25 protein-coding genes are annotated in these 24588 nt (G+C 61.9%); 4 read left to right on the top strand and 21 right to left on the bottom strand.

The window, feature by feature from the left end:
- The 12 genes from ACVWZP_RS28165 to ACVWZP_RS28110 form a co-directional block, all read right to left on the bottom strand.
- On the bottom strand, positions 1-1410 hold the full coding sequence (locus ACVWZP_RS28165) for a circularly permuted type 2 ATP-grasp protein (protein ID WP_046382394.1): 1410 nt from the start codon (positions 1408-1410) through the stop codon (positions 1-3).
- Between the two features lie 447 nt (positions 1411-1857).
- Positions 1858-2199 (bottom strand): ribonuclease E inhibitor RraB, encoded by a 342-nt coding sequence (locus ACVWZP_RS28160; protein WP_003193463.1) that lies wholly within the window; start codon positions 2197-2199, stop codon positions 1858-1860.
- A 213-nt stretch (positions 2200-2412) separates the two neighbouring features.
- On the bottom strand, positions 2413-2649 hold the full coding sequence (locus ACVWZP_RS28155) for a hypothetical protein (protein ID WP_046382393.1): 237 nt from the start codon (positions 2647-2649) through the stop codon (positions 2413-2415).
- A gap of 103 nt (positions 2650-2752) precedes the next feature.
- A complete protein-coding gene (locus ACVWZP_RS28150; protein WP_079444525.1) occupies positions 2753-3358 on the bottom strand; it encodes an START domain-containing protein in 606 nt (201 codons plus the stop codon).
- A 40-nt stretch (positions 3359-3398) separates the two neighbouring features.
- A complete protein-coding gene (locus ACVWZP_RS28145; RefSeq protein ID WP_017848513.1) occupies positions 3399-3653 on the bottom strand; it encodes a YkgJ family cysteine cluster protein in 255 nt (84 codons plus the stop codon).
- A gap of 162 nt (positions 3654-3815) precedes the next feature.
- Positions 3816-4307: a translation initiation factor 2 gene (locus tag ACVWZP_RS28140; protein WP_457370304.1), complete on the bottom strand. Its 492-nt coding sequence runs from the start codon at positions 4305-4307 to the stop codon at positions 3816-3818.
- Positions 4308-4411: 104 nt separating this feature from the next.
- Positions 4412-5851 carry an aminotransferase-like domain-containing protein gene (locus ACVWZP_RS28135; RefSeq protein WP_017848515.1) on the bottom strand — a complete coding sequence of 480 codons (1440 nt, stop codon included), beginning with the start codon at positions 5849-5851 and terminating at the stop codon, positions 4412-4414.
- A 205-nt stretch (positions 5852-6056) separates the two neighbouring features.
- Positions 6057-6872, bottom strand: coding sequence for an OmpA family protein (locus ACVWZP_RS28130; RefSeq protein ID WP_017848516.1), 816 nt, complete (start codon positions 6870-6872; stop codon positions 6057-6059).
- Complete coding sequence (locus tag ACVWZP_RS28125; protein ID WP_046382390.1) at positions 6869-7231, bottom strand: DUF4398 domain-containing protein; 363 nt, start codon at positions 7229-7231, stop codon at positions 6869-6871. Before ACVWZP_RS28125 ends, ACVWZP_RS28130 begins: the two co-directional genes overlap by 4 nt.
- Before the next feature lie 9 nt (positions 7232-7240).
- Positions 7241-8059: a substrate-binding periplasmic protein gene (locus ACVWZP_RS28120; RefSeq protein WP_046382389.1), complete on the bottom strand. Its 819-nt coding sequence runs from the start codon at positions 8057-8059 to the stop codon at positions 7241-7243.
- Between the two features lie 67 nt (positions 8060-8126).
- Positions 8127-9056, bottom strand: a complete 930-nt coding sequence (locus ACVWZP_RS28115) for an electron transfer flavoprotein subunit alpha/FixB family protein (protein WP_017848519.1) — start codon at positions 9054-9056, stop codon at positions 8127-8129.
- A 2-nt stretch (positions 9057-9058) separates the two neighbouring features.
- Positions 9059-9808, bottom strand: coding sequence for an electron transfer flavoprotein subunit beta/FixA family protein (locus tag ACVWZP_RS28110; RefSeq protein ID WP_017848520.1), 750 nt, complete (start codon positions 9806-9808; stop codon positions 9059-9061).
- 530 nt (positions 9809-10338) lie between these two features.
- On the opposite strand from ACVWZP_RS28110, the gene ACVWZP_RS28105 reads away from it, so the two are divergent.
- Positions 10339-12003, top strand: coding sequence for an electron transfer flavoprotein-ubiquinone oxidoreductase (locus tag ACVWZP_RS28105; RefSeq protein WP_017848521.1), 1665 nt, complete (start codon positions 10339-10341; stop codon positions 12001-12003).
- A 180-nt stretch (positions 12004-12183) separates the two neighbouring features.
- Here the strand turns inward: ACVWZP_RS28105 and ACVWZP_RS28100 are convergent, their stop codons facing one another.
- Positions 12184-13077 (bottom strand): AraC family transcriptional regulator, encoded by an 894-nt coding sequence (locus tag ACVWZP_RS28100; RefSeq protein WP_046382388.1) that lies wholly within the window; start codon positions 13075-13077, stop codon positions 12184-12186.
- Positions 13078-13258: 181 nt separating this feature from the next.
- Here ACVWZP_RS28100 and ACVWZP_RS28095 point away from each other — a divergent pair, with 181 nt between their 5' ends.
- Entirely contained in the window at positions 13259-14311 is a 1053-nt protein-coding gene (locus tag ACVWZP_RS28095; protein ID WP_126588822.1) for an NAD(P)-dependent alcohol dehydrogenase, read from the top strand.
- Here ACVWZP_RS28095 and ACVWZP_RS28090 read toward each other — a convergent pair whose 3' ends face one another.
- The 6 genes from ACVWZP_RS28090 to ACVWZP_RS28065 form a co-directional block, all read right to left on the bottom strand.
- The gene (locus ACVWZP_RS28090) at positions 14312-15115 is read right to left on the bottom strand and encodes an IclR family transcriptional regulator (RefSeq protein WP_046489321.1); all 804 of its coding nucleotides are present in this window, start codon (positions 15113-15115) and stop codon (positions 14312-14314) included.
- 188 nt (positions 15116-15303) lie between these two features.
- Positions 15304-16269 carry an L-arabinose ABC transporter permease AraH gene (gene araH, locus ACVWZP_RS28085; protein ID WP_090234700.1) on the bottom strand — a complete coding sequence of 322 codons (966 nt, stop codon included), beginning with the start codon at positions 16267-16269 and terminating at the stop codon, positions 15304-15306.
- A gap of 19 nt (positions 16270-16288) precedes the next feature.
- A complete protein-coding gene (araG, locus tag ACVWZP_RS28080) occupies positions 16289-17788 on the bottom strand; it encodes an L-arabinose ABC transporter ATP-binding protein AraG (RefSeq protein WP_457370407.1) in 1500 nt (499 codons plus the stop codon).
- Complete coding sequence (locus tag ACVWZP_RS28075; protein WP_457370303.1) at positions 17785-18771, bottom strand: substrate-binding domain-containing protein; 987 nt, start codon at positions 18769-18771, stop codon at positions 17785-17787. Before ACVWZP_RS28075 ends, araG begins: the two co-directional genes overlap by 4 nt.
- A gap of 38 nt (positions 18772-18809) precedes the next feature.
- A complete protein-coding gene (locus ACVWZP_RS28070) occupies positions 18810-19631 on the bottom strand; it encodes an SDR family oxidoreductase (RefSeq protein WP_046382383.1) in 822 nt (273 codons plus the stop codon).
- A 154-nt stretch (positions 19632-19785) separates the two neighbouring features.
- Complete coding sequence (locus ACVWZP_RS28065; protein ID WP_057005494.1) at positions 19786-20265, bottom strand: GNAT family N-acetyltransferase; 480 nt, start codon at positions 20263-20265, stop codon at positions 19786-19788.
- 190 nt (positions 20266-20455) lie between these two features.
- Here ACVWZP_RS28065 and ACVWZP_RS28060 point away from each other — a divergent pair, with 190 nt between their 5' ends.
- Complete coding sequence (locus ACVWZP_RS28060; protein WP_426125348.1) at positions 20456-21652, top strand: MFS transporter; 1197 nt, start codon at positions 20456-20458, stop codon at positions 21650-21652.
- An 86-nt stretch (positions 21653-21738) separates the two neighbouring features.
- A complete protein-coding gene (locus ACVWZP_RS28055) occupies positions 21739-22083 on the top strand; it encodes a hypothetical protein (RefSeq protein ID WP_046382380.1) in 345 nt (114 codons plus the stop codon).
- 86 nt (positions 22084-22169) lie between these two features.
- Here ACVWZP_RS28055 and ACVWZP_RS28050 read toward each other — a convergent pair whose 3' ends face one another.
- Together ACVWZP_RS28050 and ACVWZP_RS28045 are read right to left on the bottom strand one after the other, a co-directional pair.
- Entirely contained in the window at positions 22170-23087 is a 918-nt protein-coding gene (locus tag ACVWZP_RS28050) for a PfkB family carbohydrate kinase (RefSeq protein ID WP_193039681.1), read from the bottom strand.
- Positions 23080-24546, bottom strand: a complete 1467-nt coding sequence (locus ACVWZP_RS28045; RefSeq protein ID WP_046489304.1) for a purine-cytosine permease family protein — start codon at positions 24544-24546, stop codon at positions 23080-23082. Before ACVWZP_RS28045 ends, ACVWZP_RS28050 begins: the two co-directional genes overlap by 8 nt.
- Positions 24547-24588 lie beyond the last annotated feature (42 nt).

Raw genomic sequence — 24588 nt, 5'->3', positions numbered from 1 at the left:
TCAGTCCTCAACCACCCAAGTGTCTTTGGTGCCGCCGCCCTGGGACGAGTTGACCACCAGTGAACCTTCGCGCAGGGCCACGCGGGTCAGGCCGCCGGGCACCACGCGGGTTTCCTTGCCGGACAACACGAACGGGCGCAGGTCGATATGGCGCGGGGCGATACCGTTTTCGACGAAGGTCGGGCAGGTGGATAAACACAGGGTCGGCTGTGCGATATAGGCGTGGGGCTTGGCCTTGATACGCGCGCGGAAGGCTTCGATTTCCGCCGCCGTGGAAGCCGGACCGACGAGCATGCCGTAGCCGCCGGAGCCTTGGGTTTCCTTGACCACCAGGTGCGGCAGGTTAGCCAGTACGTGGGACAGTTCGTCGGGCTTACGGCATTGGAAGGTCGGAACGTTCTTCAAGATCGGTTCTTCATCCAGGTAAAAACGGATCATCTCGGTGACAAAGGGGTACACCGACTTGTCATCCGCCACCCCGGTGCCGATCGCGTTGGCCAACACCACATTGCCCGAACGATAGGCGGCAAGCAGGCCGGGGACGCCGAGCATGGAGTCCGGGTTGAAGGCCAGCGGGTCGAGAAACGCATCGTCGAGGCGGCGATAGATCACGTCCACGGCCTTGGGGCCGTCGGTGGTACGCATGAAAACGCGGTCATCGCGCACGAACAGGTCGGCGCCCTCCACCAGTTCCACGCCCATTTCCCGGGCGAGGAAAGCATGCTCAAAGAACGCACTGTTGAAACGCCCGGGGGTCAACACCACCACGCTGGGGTTATCCAGGGGGCTGGCGCTTTTCAGGGTGTCGAGCAGCAAGTTGGGGTAGTGGTCGATCGGCGCGATACGCTGGGCCGCGAACAGTTCGGGGAACAGGCGCATCATCATCTTGCGGTCTTCGAGCATGTAGCTGACGCCGCTGGGCGTGCGTAGGTTGTCCTCCAGCACGTAGTAAGTGCCGTCACCATCACGCACGAGATCGACACCGGAGATGTGGGAATACAGATCGCGGTGCAGATTCAAGCCCTGCATAGCCAACTGATACTGCTCGTTGGCCAGCACCTGTTCGGCGGGAATGATCCCGGCCTTGATGATGCGTTGTTCATGGTAGAGGTCGGCGAGAAACATGTTCAGCGCCTTGACCCGCTGAATGCAGCCACGTTCGACAATCCGCCATTCACTGGCGGGAATGCTGCGCGGGATGGTGTCGAAGGGAATCAGGCGCTCGGTGCCCTGCTCATCCCCGTAGAGGGTGAAGGTGATCCCGGCGCGGTGAAACAGCAAATCGGCTTCACGCCGGCGCTGGGCCAGCAGTTCAGCGGGGGTTTCGGCCAACCAGCGGGCGAACTCGCGGTAATGAGGGCGAACCTGCCCTGCCCCATCGTACATTTCGTCGTAATAAGTGCGGATCATGCCGTACTCCTTGTCACCCGGACGCAAGAATCATCGCAAGGCCCGTGCCAGCGGCATAAACACTTAAAAATCAGTGAGTTAAATAATAGCGGGGAGTTAAGTGCACCATCCTGGTGCGCTGAATGCCCGGTGTCTTGTCGCGCGCTTCATCACAATGCGGGCTTTGACTATCAACAGCATAGCCAGTGTTGATTTCACTGCCCGCCCCCCGGTGCGGATAATCACCGTCATCTGCTGAACAGGACTCGTCCTACAGCCTTACCCATCGAGCAATCGGTACCGTGTGATCTCGTGTATCGACCGACTCCTCCGGTCTTCCCTTTCGACCACCCCACTCGGGTGGTTTTTTTTGCCTGGAAATACCGCGCGAGTTGCGTCTGATTTCAGACGCCACAAACAAAATCGGCCGACCCAAAGGTCAGCCGATACGCTGTGTTTCTCATACTGCTACATGGGTAACCCACGCACCTCCTGCTTGACGCCCCATCCTTCGATGATCCCGCCCAGCGGCTCGACCACCGCTTCAAAGTCTTGCTCGAAGTCTCCTATGCCGTCGTAGGTTGCAAACATGATCTTGCTCAGTTCCAGGTACCAGGCGCCATCGTCGCGCGCGCTGACCTGGGCATTCAGGGATTCGCCACGAAACCGACCCGCAGCCCTGCGCGCCCGTTCCTCGTCCGGGAAAATGGCGTAGAACTCGATGGGGTGGAACCGTGAAAAATCGAAGCCGCCTTCTTTCATGCGGCGCAGAACGTTGGTGCTGATGTCTTCTTGATAGGCTGTGCTCATGAAACGTCCTCCTCAAACCGATGGATAGACTTTCCGTGCTTCCCGAAGCCCACGCCTTACTGGCGCGGGTACTACGGCAATGACATCACCGCTGGAAAACAAGCATGTAGCTGACAAGACCAGACCTTAGCGATTCATTCGCTGATCTCACTTGCAGAGTAGCGCGAAGCTATCACCTCCACCAGAGGCGCTTGAATGGCAGACAGGGAATGTTCAGACGACGGGAGAGATGTCGAGGATCTGGATACTGTTCTGGTCTTTGAGGATCTTGACCGTCGGTTCGGGTTTACGGCCTTCCAGGTCATTGAGGTCCAGTTCGGCGGCCACCGGCACCAGCTTGTCGCGAATCAAGTGTGCCGCATCTTCGAGGCTGGGCTTGCGCTCGCAGGTGAACTGCTCCACGGACTGCACGCCGTGATCATCAACGAAGGTAATCTGCCACTTTTGCATCGGTGCCTCCTCGATAAAGCCCGCGTGTGGGCTTACCTCTATCTGGACCTTGAGGGCTCGCTAAACGTTCCACTCAAGGTCGCAGGCACCGGGTCTGCCGCGCTTACTTCTCGGCGCGTTCCCTGAGGGCTTTCAAGGTGTTGAACGGGGCGTCCACCACGAACTTGTTGGCCAACCACGAAGGCACGCTGCCGCCTGGCTCGGTGTGTACCTGGTAGGTCACTTCGGTTTCGTTGGCGCCTTTAGGCACCAGTTTCCAGTAGCCATCGACCTGGGCCACGCGCACATAGCCCTTCACTTCCGGCTGATAGGTCGGCACTTCCAGCAGCGTGCGGGTCACGCTGCCGTCGGCGGCCTTGGCCGTGGTGATTTCCAGGATCGAATCGCGGTCGGTCACTGGGAACGGGGCCTTGAATTGGGTGTAGGTCCAGCTCTTGACGCCCTCCTGCTTGAGCAGTTTTTGCGACTTGCAATCATGAATCCAGGCGCAGGCACCGACCGCATCTTCCTGCAAGGCCTCGATCTTGGCCACGGGGGCCTTGATCACTGTCACACCGCGATACGCCTTGTACTTGGAACCGGCGACTTCGCTCAGCGACACCTTGATCCCGTCTTCATCCTTGGCGACTTGCCAATCCTCAGCCTGAGCAGTGGCAGCAAACAACACCGTAAAACCGCACAACACAGCCATTCGTTTCAGCGAACCCATTGTTGTATTCCTTATTGTTGAAGTTCCGATAGTAAAGCCATCAAGCCGCCGTCATCTGCTCCCACCAGCCGATCAACCGGATCGCATCGGCCTGGTCGGTGCCGCAGACCTCGATATCCGCCTTGAAATCACTGCACACCGCCGGCCGTTCCGGTTGCCCGAACAGCAGGCATAACTGTTCGACCGACAGGTGCAGGCAGCGTTCGCCCGCGGGTTTGCCGTGGGGCATTCCCGGCAGCGGTGAACTGATGGAGGGGGCGATGCAGCAAGCGCCACAGCCTTCACGGCATTTCATGAGCAACAGGTCCTCGACGGCTCAATAGGGACGGCCGGGCTAGAGTACGCCCTTAAACAGCCGTTTTAAAATGGTCTAACAGGGGTTTTTCGCAGAAAATAAAAGTGACTGACCAGTCTGCGACAGATGGTCGGGGGTCGACGTCACCTTCGCCGGAAAAGTTTATTGTTTGAATTCGAAATCCAGCGCCGCGCCTTCCACCTCACGCCGTTCTTCGTTGCGCAGTTGCAGCCTCATCTCATTGCTGAGCAGGCGACCGTTGATCTGGAATGCACTATTGTCAGTCGGCTTTTCGCCAAACATCGGCGGTAACAACGGTACGTTTTTCGGCGCCGGCATACTGCCGATGGGCTGCAAATGCCTGACCATGTCGGAGGGCAGGGACAAGTCCAACTGTGCCGGTGGCAAGTGGGTCTGGGCCACTTCGTGGGCGGACTTGGACTTGCTCGCAACCGGCGCGCGTTTTTTTGCCGATGCGTTTTTTTTGTTGGTCGCCGGGGCTTTTTTCGCCGGGGTCGGTTTTTTTGCGGGGGTTGTGTGCTCGGTACTCGCGGTCGGTGCGGGGTCCGCCACAGGCGTCGCCGCCAGCGTGACGCCGACGTGACTCAGGCTGAGCAGGCTAATCACTAAAACAGCGCGAAAAATAGAAGTCATATTGCCAACAGCATTAACGGCAGAAGGCCATATGCTCGCTTGTTGAGGGCAGCATGACAAGCGCGGTGATTGGCCAGCTATCAGAACTGGCTGCTTGGCGAGCCTCACAAGCCGGCCGCTGTCTCCAGGCATAACTGACTGGCGAGCATCCCCAAAGTCATCAGCGCCCGCTCTGCCTCGCGATTCCACGGCGTGCCGCAGTTAAGACGAATACAGTGGTTGAACTGTTCCGTATTACTGAAGATCAACCCCGGTGCGATGCTGATGCCCTGCTGCAATGCACGCACGTGCAGTTCCTGGGTATTGACCCGCCCCGGCAAACTGACCCACAGGATAAAACCGCCGGTCGGACGGGTCATCTGGGTGCCTTCGGGAAAATACTGCTGAACCGCCAGTTGGAAAGCGCTGAGGTTCTTGCGGTACTCCTGGCGGATGTAACGCAGGTGCCGATCGTAACCGCCGTTCTCCAGGTACGCGGCGACGCCCATCTGGGTGACGCTGCACGCCGAATGGGTGCTGAACATCTGCAAACGCTGGATTTCCTGCTGGTACTTGCCGGCGATCATCCAGCCGATACGCACGCCGGGTGACAAGGTTTTGGAAAAGCTCGAGCAATAAATCACGCGGTCGAGGCGATCGTAGGCTTTCAGGGCTTTGGTGCGCCCCAGTTCGAACATCAGTTCGCCGTAGATATCGTCTTCGACGATCTGGATATCGAAATCCGAGGCCAGGCGCAGCAAGTGTTTCTGCCGCTCCTCGGGCATGGTGCCGCCCAACGGATTGCTCAGGCGCGTGGTCAGCACCAGGGCTTTGATCGACCACTGGTTAGCGGCCAATTGCAGGGCTTCCAGGCTCATGCCGGTGGCGGGGTCGCTGGGGATCTCGATGACCTTGAGGCCCAGCAGATCCGCCAATTGCAGCAAGCCGTAATAGGTCGGCGACTCGGCGGCGATCAGGTCGCCCGGCCGCGTCAGCACCCGTAACGACATCTGCAGGGCATCGACGCAGCCGTGGGTGATCACCACTTCGGAGGGGTCCACCACCACGCCGGCATCGCGCATGCGGATCGCCACCTGGCGGCGCAACGGCTCGAAGCCGGGGCTGAACATGTAGCTGAACGCCCGCGGGCTCTGGAAGCGCGTGACCTTGGCCAACTGCTGGTGCAGTGCGCGTACCGGCAAGTAATCCACACTCGGCACGGCCGCGCCCAGCGGGAATACGCCTTCGCGACGCGACTCCACCAACACTTGCTGAATGATGCTGCTGCGCGTCACCAACCCCGGGCGCTCGACCCGGGCGATATCCGGCGTCGGCGCCGTCAGCGCCGGTGTCTGGTGTACGTAATACCCGGACTGCGGCCGTGCGCGAATCAAGCCCTGATCTTCCAGGTTGGCGTAAGCCTGCAACACCGTGGCATGGCTGACGTTGAGCTGGGAGCTCATCTTGCGCACCGAAGGCACGCGCTCGCCCGGTTGATAGACACCGCGCCGGATATCCTCAGCCAGTTGCTGGGCGATACGTTGGTAAAGCAACAGATTGGTCATGACGCAGCACTCGATTTCACGGCTATTTTATTTTTGTGTGAAACATACCGGCACAGTTTAGAAGTGTACGGGGACAGTTGCCACAATAGTCGAGCGCGAGCGGCAGTGATAGAAAAAACTGTAAGGGTGGCCTGAGGCGTTTCGGGTACCCCGAAAAAAATGTGGGAGGGGGCGCCCCCTCCCACATTTTGCTTGCGCCAGGTTCCTAGCGGGCGGCGCCCAACTGGCCCTTCGCGTCGGAGAACACGATCTCTACCCGACGGTTCTGCGCGCGGCCGCGCTCGGAAGCATTGGCCTCCACCGGGTACTGGTCGCCATAGCCTTCGACCTGGATGCGCTTTTCGTCGATCCCCAGGTCCACCAGCACATCTGCCACCGATTGCGCGCGGTCGCGGGACAGTTGGAGGTTTTCCTGCTCGCCGCCGGTGCTGTCGGTGTAACCCTCGATACGCACGATGCGCTTGGGGTTCAGTTGCAGGAACTGGACGATTTTCAGCACGGTGCGGTTGGCCGAGTTTTTCAGTTCGGCTTCACCGGTGTCGAACAACACGTCGCCCAGGGTCATCACCAGGCCGCGATCGGTCTGGGTGGTGGCCAGGCTGGCGATCTGTTCCTCGAGCCATTTGCCCTGCTGTTGCACGCTGATCAGCTTGCTCTCGCGCAGGGCCAGTTGCAGGCGCTGGCGTTCCAGTTCGAGTTTGGCGCCACGTTCCTGATTGAGCGCCTGCTCGGTGTGTTCGCGGGCGATCGCGCTGTAGCGCTGGCTGAGGTAGGCGTAATGCACCACGTCGGCACCGCTGCCCCAATAGCTGGACAAGCGATCGGCACGGGCCAGGGACTCTCCGGCGCGGATCACGTCCTTGGGCGCGAAGCGCAGCACGTTGGCGTCTTCCTTGACCTTCTGGAAGTCGCTGCCCGCCTGTTGCAGGGCCTGCTCGCCATTCGGGTGGCTGGCGCAACCGCCCAGGGCCGCGCTGCCCAGCAGCACGACACAACTCAAGCCACGGATCATCGGGCTCATTGGGCTTCTCCCAGCTGCAATTGCTTGCGCAGGCGGGTGATACGGGTATTGAGCACGTTCAGTTGTTCCTGACTCTTGCGGGTCAACACTTGGGCTTCGGCGAGACGCGCATCCAGCTCAGCCTGTTCGGCCCGCATGCGCGCGTTCTTGTAGGACTGGTCGGCCATATCAGCCTGAGCCTGGGCGAATTTACCTTCAGCCAGTTTCAGTTCGGACGATTCATCGGAGTTGGCACCCACGGCGTTGGCTTGTTCCAACGCTTGCTGGGTGAGGCGTATTTGTTCATTCGGCGCAGGATCGGCTGCACATCCCGCCAGAGCAACGACGGCGAGGGCCGCTAAAAAAGGTCGAAAAATCACTGAAAATCCCTACTTTGTTGGGGTGCCGACGGGTTGCTGCAATTGCGCTTTCCAGCGCTCCAGATTGCGCTGCAGCGCAGCTTGCGCCACACCAGACCCGGACAATTCTGTCATCTTTTTCGCCAGCTGTCCGCGCAGCCAGGGGTCATTGCACGCGGAGTTGTGGGAAATCGCCAGGTACAGGCCAGGCTGATCGACGGGCACGTCGCGGGCGAACAGGTCATTGCTCATGCCCAGGGTCTCGGCCATGGCCATGCCGGAGTAACGCCCGGCGAGTACGTAGTCCACTTCCCCCAGCAGCAGTTTCTGAAACGCCGGAGTCAAGGTGGGCAGGCGTTGCAGGGTCAATTGCTGGGCGGCGAAGGTTTCAAAGTCGTGGCTCAACCGCGCCCGTTCCGACACCGCGCCCTGATGGCCGTGCAGGTCCGCGGCCGTGGCATAGGCCAGCGCCGAGTCCTTGCGGGTCCAGACCAGATAGTCGATCTGCACCAGCGCCGGGTGGAGGTAGTCGAGGGTTTCCAGCTCGCCGATATTCAACGGCGCATCGGCCAGCAGATCCATGCGCCCGCTGCGCACTTCGTCCAAGGCCTGGGAACGCTTGCCGCCATAGAGCAGGTCGATTTTCAGCCCAAGGTCCTGGGCCACTTGCTGCAACATGTCGGCGGTGGCGCCGATCAAGTGCGTGGGGTCCTGGGGATCGCGCCAGAGCAAAGGCGGAGCGTCCGGGCTGCCGGTAGCCACCAGGCGCTCGCATTTGCCGGCCGCCAGCGACAGGGTCGGCAGCAACAGTGTGAAACCCAGCAGTGTGGCCCAGGGGCGCAATTCCATGGCGAGGTGCTCCGATAATAAAAAGCCCGGTCAAAAGACCGGGCTCTTTATAAGTGAAGCGACTGGATTAGACCAGCTTCTCCAATTCAGGTACGGCTTCGAACAAGTCAGCCACCAGGCCGTAATCAGCCACCTGGAAGATCGGTGCTTCTTCGTCCTTGTTGATCGCTACGATCACCTTGGAGTCTTTCATGCCGGCCAAATGCTGGATCGCGCCGGAGATACCGACGGCGATGTACAGCTGTGGCGCAACGATCTTGCCGGTCTGGCCGACCTGCATGTCGTTGGGCACGAAACCTGCGTCGACCGCAGCGCGGGAAGCGCCGACGGCAGCGCCCAGCTTGTCGGCCAGGGCGTACAGGTGCTTGAAGTTGTCGCCGTTCTGCATGCCACGCCCGCCGGAAACGACGATCTTGGCAGCGGTCAGCTCAGGACGATCCGACTTGGCCAGCTCTTCGCCGACGAAGCTGGAAATGCCCGCGTCATGGGCCGCGGAGACGGCTTCAACGGCGGCCGAACCGCCTTCGGCGGCAACCGGGTCGAAACCGGTGGCGCGCACGGTGATGACCTTGACCGCGGCGGTCGATTGCACGGTGGCAATGGCGTTGCCGGCGTAGATCGGGCGCTTGAAGGTGTCGGCGCTTTCGACCGAGATGATCTCGGAGATCTGGTCAACGTCCAGTTGCGCGGCAACCCGCGGCAGGATGTTTTTGCCGTTGGAGGTGGCAGCGGCCAGGATGTGGCTGTAGCCAGCACCCAGCTCGGCGACCAGAGGCGCGACGTTTTCCGGCAGTTGGTGAGCGTAAGCGGCGTTGTCGGCCAGCAGTACTTTGCTCACGCCAGCGACTTTCGCCGCGGCTTCAGCCACGGCGCCAGCGCCCTGACCTGCAACCAGCACGTGGATGTCACCACCGATTTTCGCCGCGGCGGCCACGGTGTTCAGGGTGGCCGGAGCCAGTACCTTGTTGTCGTGTTCAGCGATTACCAAGATAGTCATGATTAGATTACCTTCGCTTCGTTTTTCAGTTTCTCGACCAGTTCAGCCACCGACTTGACCTTGATGCCCGCGCTGCGTGCAGCCGGCGCTTCGACTTTGACGGTCTTGTTGGTAGAGGCGGTGGAAACGCCCAAAGCATCCGGAGTCAGCACTTCGAGAGGCTTCTTCTTGGCTTTCATGATGTTTGGCAGAGACGCGTAGCGCGGCTCGTTCAAACGCAGGTCGGTGGTGACGATGGCCGGCAGTTTCAACGAAACTGTCTGCGCGCCGCCGTCGATTTCGCGGGTCACGGCAACGCTGTCGCCGCTCACTTCGACTTTCGAGGCGAAGGTGCCCTGGCCGTAACCGGTCAGTGCAGCCAGCATCTGGCCAGTCTGGTTGTTGTCGCTGTCGATGGCCTGTTTGCCGAGGATCACCAGCGATGGCTGTTCCTTGTCGACAACGGCTTTGAGCAACTTGGCCACGGCCAGGGAGGTCAGTTCTTCAGCGGACTCGACCAGGATGGCGCGATCAGCGCCCAGGGCCAGGGCGGTACGCAGCTGCTCTTGAGCAGTGGTCGGGCCGATGGTAACCACGACGATTTCAGTCGCCACGCCTTTCTCTTTCAGGCGCACGGCTTCTTCCACGGCGATTTCGCAGAAAGGGTTCATCGACATCTTGACGTTAGCGAGGTCGACGCCGGAATTGTCCGCCTTGACGCGAACTTTCACGTTGTAATCGACAACGCGTTTGACAGCTACAAGAACCTTCATGGATTCCTCGTTACTCTCCGGTGAAAAGAAAGTCGCCTAGGCGAACCTGGCGGTTGATGCTCATCGGCACACAAGGGCACCTTCAAAACCTTCGGCAAGTGACGCAGCGATGGAGAGTGATGACCGTTCGTCAGTGGTGACTGGGAGGTCATTCATGATCGCGACGTGTAAACTGCGCGCCAGCATTGGGCACGCGTCACTCTTTTTCGCCTTCGCCTGTCTTTAAAGGTGCTCTTGAAACCTACAGTCAGCCTACGGCGAGCGCAAAACCGACCGTATCTTGACCGGAACGCCTATTCTGGTCAATACGGCAAAATGGCCAGTCATAAGCCCCGTTGCTTTGATTTACCTAGCTTCCAAGCAATTCAAACAAACGTTTGTATTGGACGCTGAGAGTGGTGTAGATATAATGCGCCACCTAGAGAGAAAGGTGGTCATCCGCCTGCCCAGTGAACGCAGCGATGACGCTTACGACACCCAACCTCCACCCATTAGAAAAAAAGCCTGTGAGCCTGAGTAGGAGATAGCCTGTGGAACGCGAATACATGGAATTCGACGTGGTCATCGTCGGCGCTGGCCCGGCGGGCCTGTCTGCCGCCTGCCGACTGAAGCAGAAGGCCGCCGAAGCCGGTAAGGAAATCAGCGTCTGCGTGGTCGAGAAAGGCTCCGAGGTCGGCGCACATATCCTTTCCGGTGCCGTGTTCGAACCACGCGCCCTGAACGAACTGTTCCCGGACTGGAAAGAACTCGGCGCTCCGCTCAACACCCCGGTGGTGCGCGATGACATCTATGTGCTGCGCAGCGCCGACACCTCGACCAAGGTGCCTGACTTCTTTGTGCCCAAGACCATGCACAACGAAGGCAACTACATTATCTCCCTGGGCAACCTGTGCCGCTGGCTGGCTCAGCAGGCCGAGAACCTCGGCGTGGAAGTCTACCCAGGCTTCGCCGCGCAGGAAGCGCTGTTCGACGAAAACGGCGTGGTGCGCGGGATCATCACCGGCGACCTCGGCGTCGACCGCGAAGGCAAGCCGAAGGAAGGCGTCTACACCCCCGGCATGGAACTGCGCGGCAAGTACACGCTGTTCGCCGAAGGCTGCCGTGGCCATATCGGCAAGCAACTGATCCAGCGCTTCAAGCTGGACAGCGACGCCGACGCCCAGCACTACGGCATCGGCCTGAAGGAAATCTGGGAAATCGACCCGGCCAAGCATCAACCCGGCCTGGTGGTCCACACCGCCGGTTGGCCGCTGGACATCATGAGCAACGAGAACACCGGTGGCTCGTTCCTCTATCACCTGGAAAACAACCAGGTGGTGGTCGGCCTGATCGTCGACCTGTCCTACAGCAACACTTTCCTGTCGCCGTTCGATGAGTTCCAGCGCCTCAAGCACCACCCGGTGCTGGCCCAGTATCTGGAAGGTGGCAAGCGCGTCAGCTACGGCGCGCGCGCGCTGGCCAAGGGCGGCATCAACTCGTTGCCGAAGATGGTGTTCAAGGGCGGCGCATTGATCGGCTGTGACCTGGGCACCATGAACGTGGCCAAGATCAAAGGCAGCCACACCGCGATGAAGTCCGGCATGCTCGCCGCCGACGCCGTGGCCGAGCGCCTGTTGGCCGACGCCGAAGGCGGCGACGAGCTGACCAACTACGTCGACGCGTTCAAAGCCAGCTGGCTCTACGAAGAACTGTTCGCCACCCGTAACTTCGGCCCGGCGATGCACAAGTTCGGCCCGATCATCGGTGCCGGCTTCAACTGGTTCGACCAGAACATCCTCGGCGGCAAGATGCCGTTCACCCTGCACGACACCAAGCCGGACTACGCCTGCCTCAAGCTGGCCAAGGACTGCCAGAAGATCGACTACCCCAAGCCCGACGGCAAGCTGAGCTTCGACAAACTGAGCTCGGTGTTCATCTCCGGCACCAACCACGAAGAAGAACAGCCGTGCCACTTGAAACTCAAAGACCCGAGCATCCCGATCGGCACCAACCTGCCGCTCTACGATGAACCGGCGCAGCGCTACTGCCCGGCCGGTGTGTATGAAGTGGTGACCAAGGAAGACGGCGAGAAGCGCTTCCAGATCAACGCCCAGAACTGCGTACACTGCAAGACCTGTGACATCAAGGACCCTTCGCAGAACATCACCTGGGTCACGCCGGAAGGCGCGGGTGGGCCGACTTACCCGAATATGTAAAAGGGTTGCATGACCCAGGAGGCTCCCAGATCGGGAGCCTTTTTTGTGGCTGGCATCAACTCAATGTGGGAGGGGGCTTGCCCCCGATAGCGGTGGAACAGTCAGCACATCGATGGCTGACCCACCGTCATCGGGGGCAAGCCCCCTCCCACATTTTTAATCCCGTTGAGCCAGGGAGAATCAGGCAGCGCGCTCTTCGCCCGGGTTGCGTTCGAAATAGCGCTTATATTCGCGGCTGAACTGCGACGTACTCTGATACCCCACCCGATGCGCCGCCTGTGCCACGCCCATGCCTTCCACCAGCAACAACTGCTGCGCCTTGAGCAAACGCAAACGCTTCAGATACTGCACCGGCGACAACAAGGTGCAGCGCTTGAAGTGTTCATGAAAGGTCGACGCACTCATGTGCGCGTAACCTGCCAACGTCTCGATATTCAGCGGCTCAGCGTAATGAGCATGCAGGTGATTCAACGAGGTGGCGATCCGCGAGAACTGCCCCTGCTGTTCCACCAACGCCCGCAACACATCGGCCTGGGGCCCGCGCAAGGCGGTGAAGAGTAATTCGCGCACACGCGCCGGGCCCATGATCCGGCTTTCCAACGGATCATGCAGGCATTGCAACAGGCGCTCGACGCAACCGCGCATGGCGTCATCCAGCACCACCGAACTCATCGACTCCAAAGTCTGCGCCGTCGGCGGCGGCCCGGCCTGCATGCCCATGGCCATCACCAATTCGCCCAACACCACCCGATCAATCCCCACCGTCACCCCCAGCAGCGGTGCGCCGGGCGCCAGGGCGAACGTCTCGCACTCGAACGGCACCGGCATCGCCTGGATCAGGTAGTGCCCCGCGCCGTACTCCAGGGTACGCGGGCCCAGGTACGCGACTTTGCTGCCCTGGGCGACGAACATCAGGCTCGGCTCATAGATCTGCGGCCCGCGTGCGACGTCGCAACTGGCGCGCAGCACCTGCACGCCCGGCAGGTGGGTCGGGGAGAAACCGTCGCAGGGCGTCAGCCGCTCGATCAAGGAAACCAGGGTGGCGTTGGCGTCGAGATGGCGGGTCAACAACATGGCAAAAAACTTCGCGAATAAGGGATGAGAGCATCATCGCAGGTCTGGCGCGCCGTGCATCCAAACCAGGCGTACTCCCGGACGAATAGGCATGAGACTCGGAGCAATCGCCATGGCCGCCTCCGGGGTCGGCGCGGAAAATGGCCCACCTCACTTGTCACTGCTTCTGCGAGGTTCACTCATGTACACCGCTATCGGTTATGCCGCCCAGTCGGCCACCACTCCCCTCGCCCCCATGTCGTTTGAACGCCGCAGCCCGCGCGCCGATGACGTGGCGATCGAAATTCTGTACTGCGGCGTCTGCCACTCCGACATCCACCAGGCCCGCAACGAATGGGGCATCGCAGTGTATCCACTGATGCCGGGCCACGAGATTGTCGGCAAAGTCACCGCCGTCGGCGCCAGCGTCACCGCGCATAAGGTCGGTGATCTGGTCGGCGTCGGCTGCATGGTCGACTCGTGCCGCCATTGCGACGCCTGCCAAGCGGACCTGGAGCAATACTGCCTCGAAGGCCCGACCATGACCTACGCCACCCCGGACCGTGTGGACGGCAGCAACACCATGGGCGGCTACTCCGACAGCATCGTGGTCAGCGAACACTTTGTGGTGAAGATCCCGGCCAAGCTCGACCTGGCCAGCGCCGCACCGCTCCTCTGCGCCGGCATCACCACCTACTCGCCGCTCAAGCACTACGGTGTGAAGGCCGGCGATAAAGTCGGGATTCTCGGCATGGGTGGCCTGGGCCATATGGGCATCAAGTTCGCCAAGGCGATGGGCGCCGAAGTCACGCTGTTCACCCGCTCCGCGAGCAAGGCCGAGGAAGGCCGCCGCCAGGGCGCGGATCATGTGATCGTGTCCACCGACGCCACGCAAATGCACGCCGCCGCCGGGCACTTCGACTTCCTGCTGGACACCATCCCGGTGCAGCACGACCTGAACCCCTACCTCGATGTGCTGCGCTTTGACGGCGTGCATATCCTCGTTGGCCTGATCGAGCCGGTGGACCCGCCCGTCAACGCCGCCAAGCTGGTGCTGGGGCGTAAAATGCTCGCCGGTTCGCTGATCGGCGGCATCGCAGAAACCCAGGAAGTCCTGGATTTCTGCGCCGAGCATGGCATCACCTGCGACATCGAAATGCTCGACATTCGTCAGATCAACGAGGCGTTCACGCGCATGATCGCCGGCGATGTGAAGTACCGCTTTGTCATCGACATGGCGACCTTGAAGGCCTGATCAGGCCTTCGCGCCCAACTCCGCAGACAGCCGCGCCGCAACCTGTTTGATCACAGGAATCAGCTCGGCCATTTTCTCCAGCGGCATGTAGGGCACGGTACTGGCGATGCTGATGCCGGCGACGATTCGCCGGCTGGCATCGCGCACCGGTGCCGCCACGCAGCGGATCGACGGTTCGTTGTCTTCCAGGTCGAACGCATACCCGCCCAGCACATACTCATGCATGCGCTGCTCGAACTGCGCCCAGGATTGCTCGGGGTGTTGCGGCCACTGCAGGTGTTTCCCTGCCGCCGGCTGGCTGACTTCGTACAGGCGCTGCCACTCTTCGACGCTGTCATCCAACAGCAACGCCTTGCCGATGCCGGTCCGCGCCAGCGGCATGCGGTGGCCGACCCGCGAGCGCATTTCCGGACCGTTGCGCCCGGGGTTCTTGTGCAGGTAGAGCACGTCGTCGTCTTCGCGAATCGCCAGGTGGATGGTGTCACCGGTCAGCGCCGACAACTCATCCAGGTACGGCACCGCCAGGGTCACCAACGGCAACTCTTCACGCGCCTGAAACCCCAGCTCGATCAGCTTCGGCCCCAGCAGGTAACCGACTTGCGGCACCACGCGCAAGTAGCGCTCCTCCACCAGGCAACTGGCCAGGCGGTGCGTGGTACTGCGGGTGGTGCCGATGCGCCGGGCGATCTCTTTCAGATCCCGCGCACCGGCCGCCACCGCCTGCACCACGCCCAAGCCACGCAGCAAGGTCTGGGTGCCAGTGGGGGCGGCGTCTTTGACGGGGGTGTGGGCGGTTTCCTGCATATCGGGCCTATGTGGTGGTACGAAAACGAGCGGCATTATGGCAAATACCGAACCTCAATACAGTTGAGATCCAAATGTGGGAGGGGGCTTGCCCTCGATAGCGGTGTGCCAGTCTGCACATCTGTTACTGATAGACCGCCATCGGGGGCAAGCCCCCTCCCACACTTAGATCTTCACATGGCATGAATTCAGCGCTGCTTCATGCGGTCGATAATAACCGCCAGCAGCAGGATCGAGCCGCGGATCACGTACTGGTAGAAGGTGTCGATGTTCTTCAGGTTCATCGCATTCTCGATGATCGCCAGGATCAGCACCCCAGCGATCACATGGCGAATCATGCCGATGCCGCCGCTGAGCGATACCCCGCCCAGCACGCAGGCGGAAATCACCGTCAGCTCGAAGCCCTGGCCGATCATCGGCTGACCCGAGGTCATGCGTGACGCGAGGATCACCCCGGCCAATGCGCCGATCAACCCGTGTACGGCAAAGATGATGATCTTGGTGCGGTCGACATTCACCCCGGCGAGCAAGGCCGCTTCCTGGTTGCCGCCGATGGCCATGGTGTTGCGCCCGTAGGTGGTGTAGTTGAGCAGCCAGCCGAAGAACACAAAGCACAGCACGGTGATGACGATCGGCACCGGCACGCCCAGCAGTTGGCCGTTGCCGAACACGAAGAAGCGCTCGTCCATCACGCCGACCGCCTTGCCGTTGGAGAAGATGTAGGCCAGGCCGCGCACGATCTGCATGGTCGCCAAGGTGGCGATCAACGCATTGATGCGCAGCTTGGCGATGACGATGCCATTGATCAGCCCCACCACCAGGCCCATGGCCAAGGCTGCCGACACACCGAGCACAACGCTGTCGGTGTCGCGGATCACGATCCCGGCCACCACCCCGGCGCAGGCAATCACCGAGCCCACCGACAAGTCGAAGTGCCCCGACGCCAGGCAGAACAGCATGGTGCAGGCGGCGATGCCCACGGTGGAAATCGCCAGGCCCAGCCCGCGCATGTTCAGCGGCGAGAGGAAGTTGTCGATAAACAACGCGCTGAGCACAAAGATGCCCAACGCGGCGAGCAGCATCACCCAGTCATCGAGAAACTTGCGCTGGTTGAAACCCGGCCAGAAGCTTTTTGCAGTTTTTACTTGAGACATACCTGTGCCCTCGAATGCTTCAAACCCGCGACCGCGGGAGTGCCAGTTGCAGCAGCCGTGCTTCATCCGCGTGATCGCGGCTCAATTCACCGGTCAGGGCGCCTTCGCTCAGCACCAGAATGCGATCGGAAACCCCCATCACCTCCATCAAGTCGCTGGACACCACAATCACCGCGATACCGCTGGCCGCCAGGTCATGGATGATCTGGTAGATCTCCGACTTGGCGCCGATGTCGATGCCCCGCGTCGGCTCGTCCAGCAGCAGCACCTTCATCGGCATCGACAGCCAGCGGCCGAGAATGGCCTTCTGCTGATTGCCGCCGGACAGGTACATGATTTTCTGCGCGGCGCTCGGCGTCTTGACCTTCATCCCGCGGATTTGCTGCTCGGCGTTGCCCTGCTCCCAGCCCTCGCGCAGCAGCCAGCCGAACCGGGAATGGGCGCCGCGTGCGCTGATGTTGATGTTCTCGGCCACGCTGCCCAGCGGGATGATGCCCTCCTTCTTGCGGTCCTCCGGGCACAGCAGCACGCCGGCGGCGATGGCGTCGCGCGGCGAGCGCAATTGCAGCGCTTGCCCGCACAGTTCCAACTGCCCCGCCGTGGCGCGCTGCAAGCCGCTGAGCAGGCGAAACAGCTCGGTGCGCCCGGCGCCGACCAAGCCGAACAGGCCGAGGATCTCGCCCTTGCGCACCTCAAAGCTGACCGGTTCACGCAAGCCCGGGCCGAGCAAACCGTCGACCTTGAGCGCCACCTCGCCGTGCTCGCGCGGCCGATAGTCGTAAATGTCCTGGATGTCGCGACCGACCATGCAGGTGACCAACTGGTCGTGACTCAGCGCACGCATGTCGTCGAAGGTACGCACGTAGCGGCCGTCCTTGAACACCGTGACCGCGTCGCAAATGCGGAACACTTCTTCCATGCGATGGGACACGTACAGCACCACTTTGCCCTCGTCGCGCAGGCGCGTGATGATCGCCATCAGCCGGTCGATCTCGCGGGCCGACAGGCTGCTGGTCGGTTCATCGAAGGCAATCACATGCGCGCCACGCGACAGCGCCTTGGCGATTTCCACCAGTTGGCGCTGGCCCAGGGACAGGCGCCCGAGCTTTTCCTGCGGGTCGATTTCATCGGCCAGGCCCTTGAGGCACGCCAGCGCCCGCTGGCGCAGCTGGCTGCGGTTGACCACGCCGAAACGCGCCGGCAAATGCCCGAGGAACAGGTTCTCGGCGACGCTCATTTCCGGCACCAGATGCAGCTCCTGGTGGATCACCGCGACGCCGCTGGCAATGCTGTCGGCCGCGCATTTGAAGGCCATCGTCTGCGCGCCGATCTGCACGCTGCCGCTGCTCGGGATGTAGGCGCCGCCGAGGATCTTCAGCAGCGTCGACTTGCCCGCGCCGTTCTCGCCCATCAACGCGTGGACCTGCCCCGGGTGGGCAGTGAAACTGATGCTGTCCAGCGCCTTGACCCCGGGGAAGGTTTTGCCGATGCCGTCAAAGCGCAGTGCCGCTGCGGTCATTTCCACAGCCCGATCTTGGTCAGTTCTTCCTGGAAGTTGGCGCGGGTGATCAGCGTCACTTCGTCCATCGCGGTGTATTTCGGCGGTTCCTTACCGGTGGTGACCCACTCGTACATCATCAGCGCGGTGTTGTAGCCCTCGATGTGCGGGCTGGGCAGCATCGAACCGAAGAAGCCGCTGTTGGCTTTCTTCAACTCGCCAATGGCGTCGGTGCCGTTGATGCCGATGCCGATCACGTTGGCGGCTTTGAAGCCGGCGCTTTCGGTGGCGCGCACGCCGCCGAGCACGGTGTTGTCGTTCATGCCGCCGATGATCAGGTTCTTCGCGCCGCTGGGCAGCTTGACCAACGCCGAGTTGGTGGCGTCCATGCTGCCGGGCACGTCGAGGGTCTTGAGCGCGGCGGTGAGGATATGGTCTTTGGGGATGCCGGCTTCTTCGAGGGATTTGATCGAACCGTCGGTGCGTTTTTTACCGGTGTCGAGCTCGTTGAAGGTGTTGATCACCGCGTAGGTATCATTCCAGTCCCAACCGCGTTTCTTCGCCTCGGCGGCCATCGCCGCGCCTTGCTTCTGGCCGACTTCGAACGCGGCCATGCCCAGGTACGGCACGTCTTCCATGAAATTGCCCTTGGCGTCGACGAAGCGATCATCCACGGCCATGACTTTCAAGCCGTTGACCTTGGCCTTGGCGACAATGGCCGGGCCGAGGGACACGTCCGGCGGGCAGATCACAAAGCCCTTGGCGCCGTTGGCAGCCAGGCTGTCGATGGCCGAGAGGGTCTTCTCGCCGTCGGGCACGGCGATCTTGATCACAGTGAAACCATGTTCCTTGCCGGCTTTTTCGGCGAAGGCCCATTCGGTCTGGAACCAGGGTTCTTCGGCTTGTTTGACCAGGAAGCCGATTTTTACGGGTTCGGCAACGGCCAGGCTGCTGAAGCCGCTTAACGCAATGGCGGCGGCGAGTACGCGGAGTGTTTTTTTCATGAACGGCACCTCTTGTTGTTATTGGAGAGTGACAAGTTCTAGTCGTGGTACATCACCGACCGTCCGCCATCGATCATCAGGCAGGTGGCGTTGATAAAGGGCGCCTCATCGGTGGCCAGAAACAGCGCGCTCATCGCCACCTCCACAGGCTGGCCGATGCGCTTGGGCGGGTGCAGGTCGAACGCGCGCTGGCGCTCGGCGTGGGGGTCGGGGAAAGTGTTCCAGTAGTCGACGTTGAGTTGGGTTTCGATATAACCCGGGGCGATGGCATTTACGCGGATGCCCTTGGGCGCGTATTCGATGCCGAGGGCGCGGGTCAGGCCGAGCAGGCCGTGTTTGGCGACGGGGTAGGGAAAACAACCGGGAATGATGTGGCTGGAATGGGTCGAGGCGATGTTGATGATGTTGCCGATGCCCTGCTCGATCATGTGCGGCAACACCGTGCGGCAGCCATACCAGGCGCCGTCGAGGTCGATGGCGAAGCAGCGCCGCCAGTCTTCGTCGGTCATCTGCAACGGGTCGCGGAACACGTTGACCCCGGCGCAGTTGACCAGCACATCGACACGGCCGAAGCGCTCGATGGCCAGGTTGACCAGCGCCTGCCATTGCGCCTGGGACGTGATGTCGACCGGTTGCGCGTAGATCTCGGCGCCGCGTTCGCGCCAGTGGGCGGCGACTTGCTCGACCTTTTCGCCCTGGATATCGGCGATCACCAAACGTGCCTGCTGCGCCTGGAAGCAGGCCACGATCGCCTCGCCAATGCCTTGGGCCGCGCCGGTGACGATCACCACCTTGTGCTTGAGCCGCTCGCCATAAGTCGGTTCGGGCACGGCGGGGAGTGACAGAGGTTGTGCCTGCATCGCTTCACCTGTTTTATTTTTGGTAGTGAGTGCTGATGCAGCCGACTATAAACCCAGACCTTTAAATATCTCAATATATAAATTTACATCCCATATAGTGAGAACACATATAAAAAAACCGGCGTCGGGACGCCGGTTTTCACCGGGTACTTGATCAGCCCTGGGCGAAATCCCGCAGCGCATCGCCCTCCATGCGGTAGCGCACCCACTCTTCCTGGGGCTGGGCGCCGATGGATTTGTAAAAAGCAATCGCCGGTTCGTTCCAATCCAGCACGCTCCATTCGAACCGCCCGCAACCGTTGTCGCAGGCGATCTTCGCCAGGTGGCGCAGCAACTTCTTGCCGGCCCCGCCGCCGCGTTGCTCGGGGTTGATGTAGAGGTCTTCGAGGTACAGGCAGTTGCTGCCCAGCCAGGTGGAATAGCTGAAAAAGAACACCGCGAAGCCGATGGGCAAACCGTCGCGCAGGCAGATCAGCCCGTGGGCGGTGGCGCCTTCGCTGAACAGGCTGCGCTCGATATCCGCCACACTGGCGATCACTTCATGACGGGCTTTTTCAAACTCGGCAAGCTCGGTGATGAAAGTCAGGATCTGCGCAGCATCGCTGGGCACGGCGGGGCGAATCTCGATGGTCATGGGCGCGCCTTGGGCAAATTCAAAGGCCACATACTAAGACGGTTTGATGACAGATTGCAGTGCAATTTCGGGATCGCCAGGCCACCTTACTCCGTTGCGGGCTAAAGCAAGCACCAGCAACCACAGAACAATCCGCCCTGACGCGCATGGTAGAACGTGGCCATAATTCCAATGATTCCAAGGCGTGCTCATGAACTCCACACCTCCGGTGGGCGGAAAACTATTCGTCCTGTTTTGCCTGGCCAGCTTCCTGTTGTCCTTGTCCTACGGCTCGACGTTTCTGCTGTCGTTGCTGATTCACTCGCGCGGTGGGAATGAGCATGACGCCGGCAGTGTGATTTCCACGGCGATGCTCAGTACCTTCGTCGCGGTAGTGCTCTCCGGGCATTTGGCCGATGCATTGGGCGCGGCGCGGGCGATTGCGGGAATGGGCGTGTTGCTGGTGGTGGCCTGCCTCGGTTTTGCCCTGACGCCGGGGTTTGGCCAAGGCTTGATGCTGTTCGGGCTGGCCCTCGGCTTGGGTTGGGGCGTGTTCTACACGCTGGGCCCGATCATCGTGACCTTGCTGGTCGAGCCCAGGCAGCGGGCCAAGTACTTTGCGCTGCTGTCGGGCAGCATGTTGAGCGGGATCGGTTCCGGGCCCTTGCTCGGACGAGCCACCAGTGCGCTGGACCTGCCCCTGACGACCGCCTTCTATATCGCTGGGGCGGCCAGCCTCGTTGGGGTGCTGATGTTCTGGCGACTGGGCGCACAACTCAAGCACCATGCGAATGCACCGACGTCGAGGATTTCCCTGGCCACCAGCCGCCGGGTGCTGTCGTCCAGGGCGGCGTTCGCCATCCTCATGGTCGGCCTGGGCGGTTGCGTGTTTGGCGGGCTTTCATCGTTCCAGACCAGCTACGCGGCCGCGCATGGGTTGGATTATTCGCTGTTCTTCGCGGGGTTCCTGAGCGCCGCGATCACCAGCCGTCTGTTGATCGCCGGCTTCGTGGTCAAGCGCGATGCCTACCGGGCCGCCTGTGTGTTGTCCGGGATCATGCTCGGCTCGATTGCACTGTTTGCTTTTGGTGTGAGCGGTAACCTCAGCTACCTGCTGGCGGCTGCCACGCTGGGGGTGGGTTACGGCCTGACGTACTCGGTGATCAATGGGCTGGTCGCCCACGAAGCGCCGTCCGGCACGACGTCCCAGGCGTTGCTGCTGTTCAGCCTGGCGTATTTTGTCGGCGTCTTCGGGTTTCCCTGGCTGGCGGGCAGGATCATCGTCGACTACGGCCTGTCGACATTGATGATGGGCGTACTGGCCATCGCTGCACTGAACTGGATGATCACCGTGGCACGCCTGATAGCGCGCCAGCTCTCGGCGCACAAAACCTTACAGGTGTCCTGATACCGCTCGTCGGCATCCAGGCACGAACCCCACATGAGGGCTGACCAATAAAGGGTAAGGACATTAACCCTAATGGAGACACCCTCATGAAGCATTCCAAGTGTGCTGCCCTCGCCTTCACGGCGCTGCTGTCCGCTGCGTCGCTGAGCGCTTTGGCCGCGTCCTCGTCCACCGGCAAGACCGATCCGGTCGGCACCCCGCCGAGCCCGGCGACCCAGGAATCCCAGGACTCGATGGGCACCGGCCTCGACACCAATGGTGGCGCGATCATCGACAACGGCGCCGACCCGCGCACCCGAGGCAACGACACCCAGCGCCAGACACCCGCCGCCGTCGGTAACGGCAAGATGGGCCCGGGGGTCAATCAGCCCGGTATCAACAAGGGCGACGACTCGAACATCCCTGGCGCACCGAAACAGCCTGCGCCGTGAAGCATCGAAATAGCGGGTTAGTCGGCGCCAGCCTATGAGTCACTGACCCACCGCTGTCGCGGGCAAGCCCGAGCGCCTATGCGGGTTTATCCAGCGAGGAATGCGTCGACTTCCGCAGCGCCGGGAGCAGTCGCCGGCCCCCAGCGCGTCACCGCCAGGGCCGCCGCCGCATTGGCACGGCGCGCCGCGTCGAGCGGTTTCAAACCGTTGGCCAAACCGGCGATGAACACGCCGGCGTGGGCATCTCCCGCGCCATTGCTGTCGACCGCCTGCACCTTGAAGCCGGGCACAGGCTCAAGCGCATTCGCCCGCCCGACCCAGCAACCGTTCGGCCCGTCGCGCACCACCCGCAGTGTGTCGGCGGGCAGATACCGGTTGAGCTTGATCAGCGCCTCGGCCATATCCGCCGCGCCGGTGAACGCCAGGGCTTCCGGGCCGTTGCTGGTCCAGATGTCGATACGCGGCAGCAGCGCGCGCATCAACGCCGAGTCGGGCGCCTTGACCAGCGGGCCCGGGTCGAATACCACCGTAATCGCCCGTGGCAGCGCCAGTAGCCAGTCGATCAGCGCCTGGGCCTTGCCGTCGAGAAGCAGGCTGTAGCCACTCACGTACACGTAGTCATCGGCACGTGGCGCAACGTTGGCCAAGTCCTCGGCGCTCAGCTCGCCCTCGGCGCCCAGATGGGAGATGAAGGTGCGCTCGCTGCTGGCTTCGGTCAGCGCCACGCACAGGCCGGTGTCCTTGCCGGCGCTGGCGGGCAGCGCGATGTCGATGCCTTCGGCGTGCATCGCCGCACGGGCCAGGTCGCCGAAACGGCCGCTGCCGTGGCGCCCCAGGTAGACCACCGGCAGCCCGTTGCGCCGCGCCGCCGCCATCACATTAAAACCGCCGCCGGCTTCGAAACGGGCCGATTGCGCCAGCACGTCGCCGCCGCTCGCCGGCAATTGATCGAGGGCCATGACCAGGTCGACGATGACCTGGCCGGTGTGCAGCAACCTAGGCATTGGCACGCTCGACCAATGCCGGACGCCGGTCAGCCGCGCCGCCGAGCAACGCATATATTCCGCCGGCCACCACGAAAGTCACGATCCAGCCCAGGCCGTTGTGGCCCAGCCAGGAATCGGACAACGGCCCGGCGAACCAGATGTTGTCGGCGGTGGTGCCGATGGTAGTGAAACTGAACCCCAGCCCGATCGCCACGGCCCACGCCCCCAACGCGCGCCATTCCACGCCGCCGCGATACCAGTAGGCGCTGCTTGGGCTGACGTTCAGCAGGTCGTCGGGGCTGTAGTAATGACGGTGAATCAGGTCGACCACGAAGATCCCCACCCATGCGGTGATCGGCACCGCCAGCAACGAGATGAAGGTGATGAACGGGCCGTAGAAACTGTCGGCGATCAGCATGAAGTAGATGGAACCGGCGAAGATCGCCACGATATCGACGATCACCGCGTACACGCGCTTGACCTTCAAACCGAGGGTCAAGGTAGTGAGGCCGGCCGAATACACCGACAGGTTATTCGACAGCAACAGCCCGCCAAACGCGGTGATCAGGTACGGCACGGCCATCCAGGTGGGCAGCATGTCGCGGATCGCGACGATCGGGTCGGTCGCCGCCGCCAGGTCGTTGTTGCCCACCGACAGCAGGCCGCCGAGGGTGATCAGCAGCACCAGTGGAATGCCCGCGCCAAACGCGGCAGACGCCACCAGGCGCACGGCCGTGACGCTGCGGTGTTGGTAGCGCGACATGTCGGCGCCGGCGTTGGCCCAGCCGATCCCGGTGCCGGCGGCCATGGTGCCGATGCCGATGAGCATCGCGCTCAAGGGCGCCGGGGTGGCGTTGAACACTGCGCTCCAGTCGATGGTGGCGCAGAGGAAGCCGCCGACCAGGAGATTCAAGGCGCCGAACACGTAGGTCGCCCACTTCTGGATCACCAGCAAAGTCGCATGGCCCAGGCCGGAAACGGCCAGGGTCAGCAGTACGAAAATGGCGATGAACAGCAGCGTCAGCAGCGGCGCACTTTTCGCCGCGACCGGGGTGTGGAACAGCAGCGTACACAACGACAGCAGCACGAACGCAGCAGTGGTGGTGTTGACGGTCTCCCAACCGAGCCGCGACATCAGCGACACCAACGTCGGCCCGATATTGCCGCGCACGCCGAAGATGGCGCGGGACAGCGTCAGGCTCGGCGCCCGCCCGCGCCGCCCGGCGATCGAGATAATGCCCACCACCGCGAAGGAGCCGGCGGCACCGAGGATGGCGACGATGACCGCCTGCCAGATGGCCAGGCCGCGAAACGCAACCAGGGTGGCGCCCAGCGGCAACCCCAGGATGCTGATGTTCGCGGCGAACCACACCCAGAACAGTTGCAGCGGATGGCCGTGGCACTCGCCTTCGGGGACCGGTTCGATGCCGCGCGTTTCCAAGCGCCCGGCGCTTGGGCCTGAAGTGGACGTACTCATGTGCGGGTGCTCCTGGTGCCAGTATTGTTAGGGTTGTGGCAA

The organism is Pseudomonas sp. TE36184 (genome assembly GCF_054060055.1).
Note: the sequence above shows the minus strand (reverse complement) of the source record. Positions and strands in the feature narration are given on the sequence as shown.

Bases quoted from the DNA above. Each gene is read 5' to 3' on its own strand.
- ACVWZP_RS28120 (WP_046382389.1), bottom strand. From the start codon at position 8,059: ATGGAATTGCGCCCCTGGGCCACACTGCTGGGTTTCACACTGTTGCTG.
- ACVWZP_RS28045 (WP_046489304.1), bottom strand. From the start codon at position 24,546: ATGAGTACGTCCACTTCAGGCCCAAGCGCCGGGCGCTTGGAAACGCGC.
- ACVWZP_RS28090 (WP_046489321.1), bottom strand. From the start codon at position 15,115: ATGCAGGAAACCGCCCACACCCCCGTCAAAGACGCCGCCCCCACTGGC.
- ACVWZP_RS28095 (WP_126588822.1), top strand. From the start codon at position 13,259: ATGTACACCGCTATCGGTTATGCCGCCCAGTCGGCCACCACTCCCCTC.
- ACVWZP_RS28060 (WP_426125348.1), top strand. From the start codon at position 20,456: ATGAACTCCACACCTCCGGTGGGCGGAAAACTATTCGTCCTGTTTTGC.
- araH (WP_090234700.1), bottom strand. From the start codon at position 16,269: ATGTCTCAAGTAAAAACTGCAAAAAGCTTCTGGCCGGGTTTCAACCAG.
- ACVWZP_RS28115 (WP_017848519.1), bottom strand. From the start codon at position 9,056: ATGACTATCTTGGTAATCGCTGAACACGACAACAAGGTACTGGCTCCG.
- ACVWZP_RS28155 (WP_046382393.1), bottom strand. From the start codon at position 2,649: ATGCAAAAGTGGCAGATTACCTTCGTTGATGATCACGGCGTGCAGTCC.
- ACVWZP_RS28055 (WP_046382380.1), top strand. From the start codon at position 21,739: ATGAAGCATTCCAAGTGTGCTGCCCTCGCCTTCACGGCGCTGCTGTCC.
- ACVWZP_RS28110 (WP_017848520.1), bottom strand. From the start codon at position 9,808: ATGAAGGTTCTTGTAGCTGTCAAACGCGTTGTCGATTACAACGTGAAA.
- ACVWZP_RS28050 (WP_193039681.1), bottom strand. From the start codon at position 23,087: ATGCCTAGGTTGCTGCACACCGGCCAGGTCATCGTCGACCTGGTCATG.
- ACVWZP_RS28150 (WP_079444525.1), bottom strand. From the start codon at position 3,358: ATGGGTTCGCTGAAACGAATGGCTGTGTTGTGCGGTTTTACGGTGTTG.
- araG (WP_457370407.1), bottom strand. From the start codon at position 17,788: ATGACCGCAGCGGCACTGCGCTTTGACGGCATCGGCAAAACCTTCCCC.
- ACVWZP_RS28130 (WP_017848516.1), bottom strand. From the start codon at position 6,872: ATGAGCCCGATGATCCGTGGCTTGAGTTGTGTCGTGCTGCTGGGCAGC.
- ACVWZP_RS28140 (WP_457370304.1), bottom strand. From the start codon at position 4,307: ATGACTTCTATTTTTCGCGCTGTTTTAGTGATTAGCCTGCTCAGCCTG.
- ACVWZP_RS28070 (WP_046382383.1), bottom strand. From the start codon at position 19,631: ATGCAGGCACAACCTCTGTCACTCCCCGCCGTGCCCGAACCGACTTAT.
- ACVWZP_RS28075 (WP_457370303.1), bottom strand. From the start codon at position 18,771: ATGAAAAAAACACTCCGCGTACTCGCCGCCGCCATTGCGTTAAGCGGC.
- ACVWZP_RS28145 (WP_017848513.1), bottom strand. From the start codon at position 3,653: ATGAAATGCCGTGAAGGCTGTGGCGCTTGCTGCATCGCCCCCTCCATC.
- ACVWZP_RS28100 (WP_046382388.1), bottom strand. From the start codon at position 13,077: ATGTTGTTGACCCGCCATCTCGACGCCAACGCCACCCTGGTTTCCTTG.
- ACVWZP_RS28065 (WP_057005494.1), bottom strand. From the start codon at position 20,265: ATGACCATCGAGATTCGCCCCGCCGTGCCCAGCGATGCTGCGCAGATC.
- ACVWZP_RS28165 (WP_046382394.1), bottom strand. From the start codon at position 1,410: ATGATCCGCACTTATTACGACGAAATGTACGATGGGGCAGGGCAGGTT.
- ACVWZP_RS28160 (WP_003193463.1), bottom strand. From the start codon at position 2,199: ATGAGCACAGCCTATCAAGAAGACATCAGCACCAACGTTCTGCGCCGC.
- ACVWZP_RS28135 (WP_017848515.1), bottom strand. From the start codon at position 5,851: ATGACCAATCTGTTGCTTTACCAACGTATCGCCCAGCAACTGGCTGAG.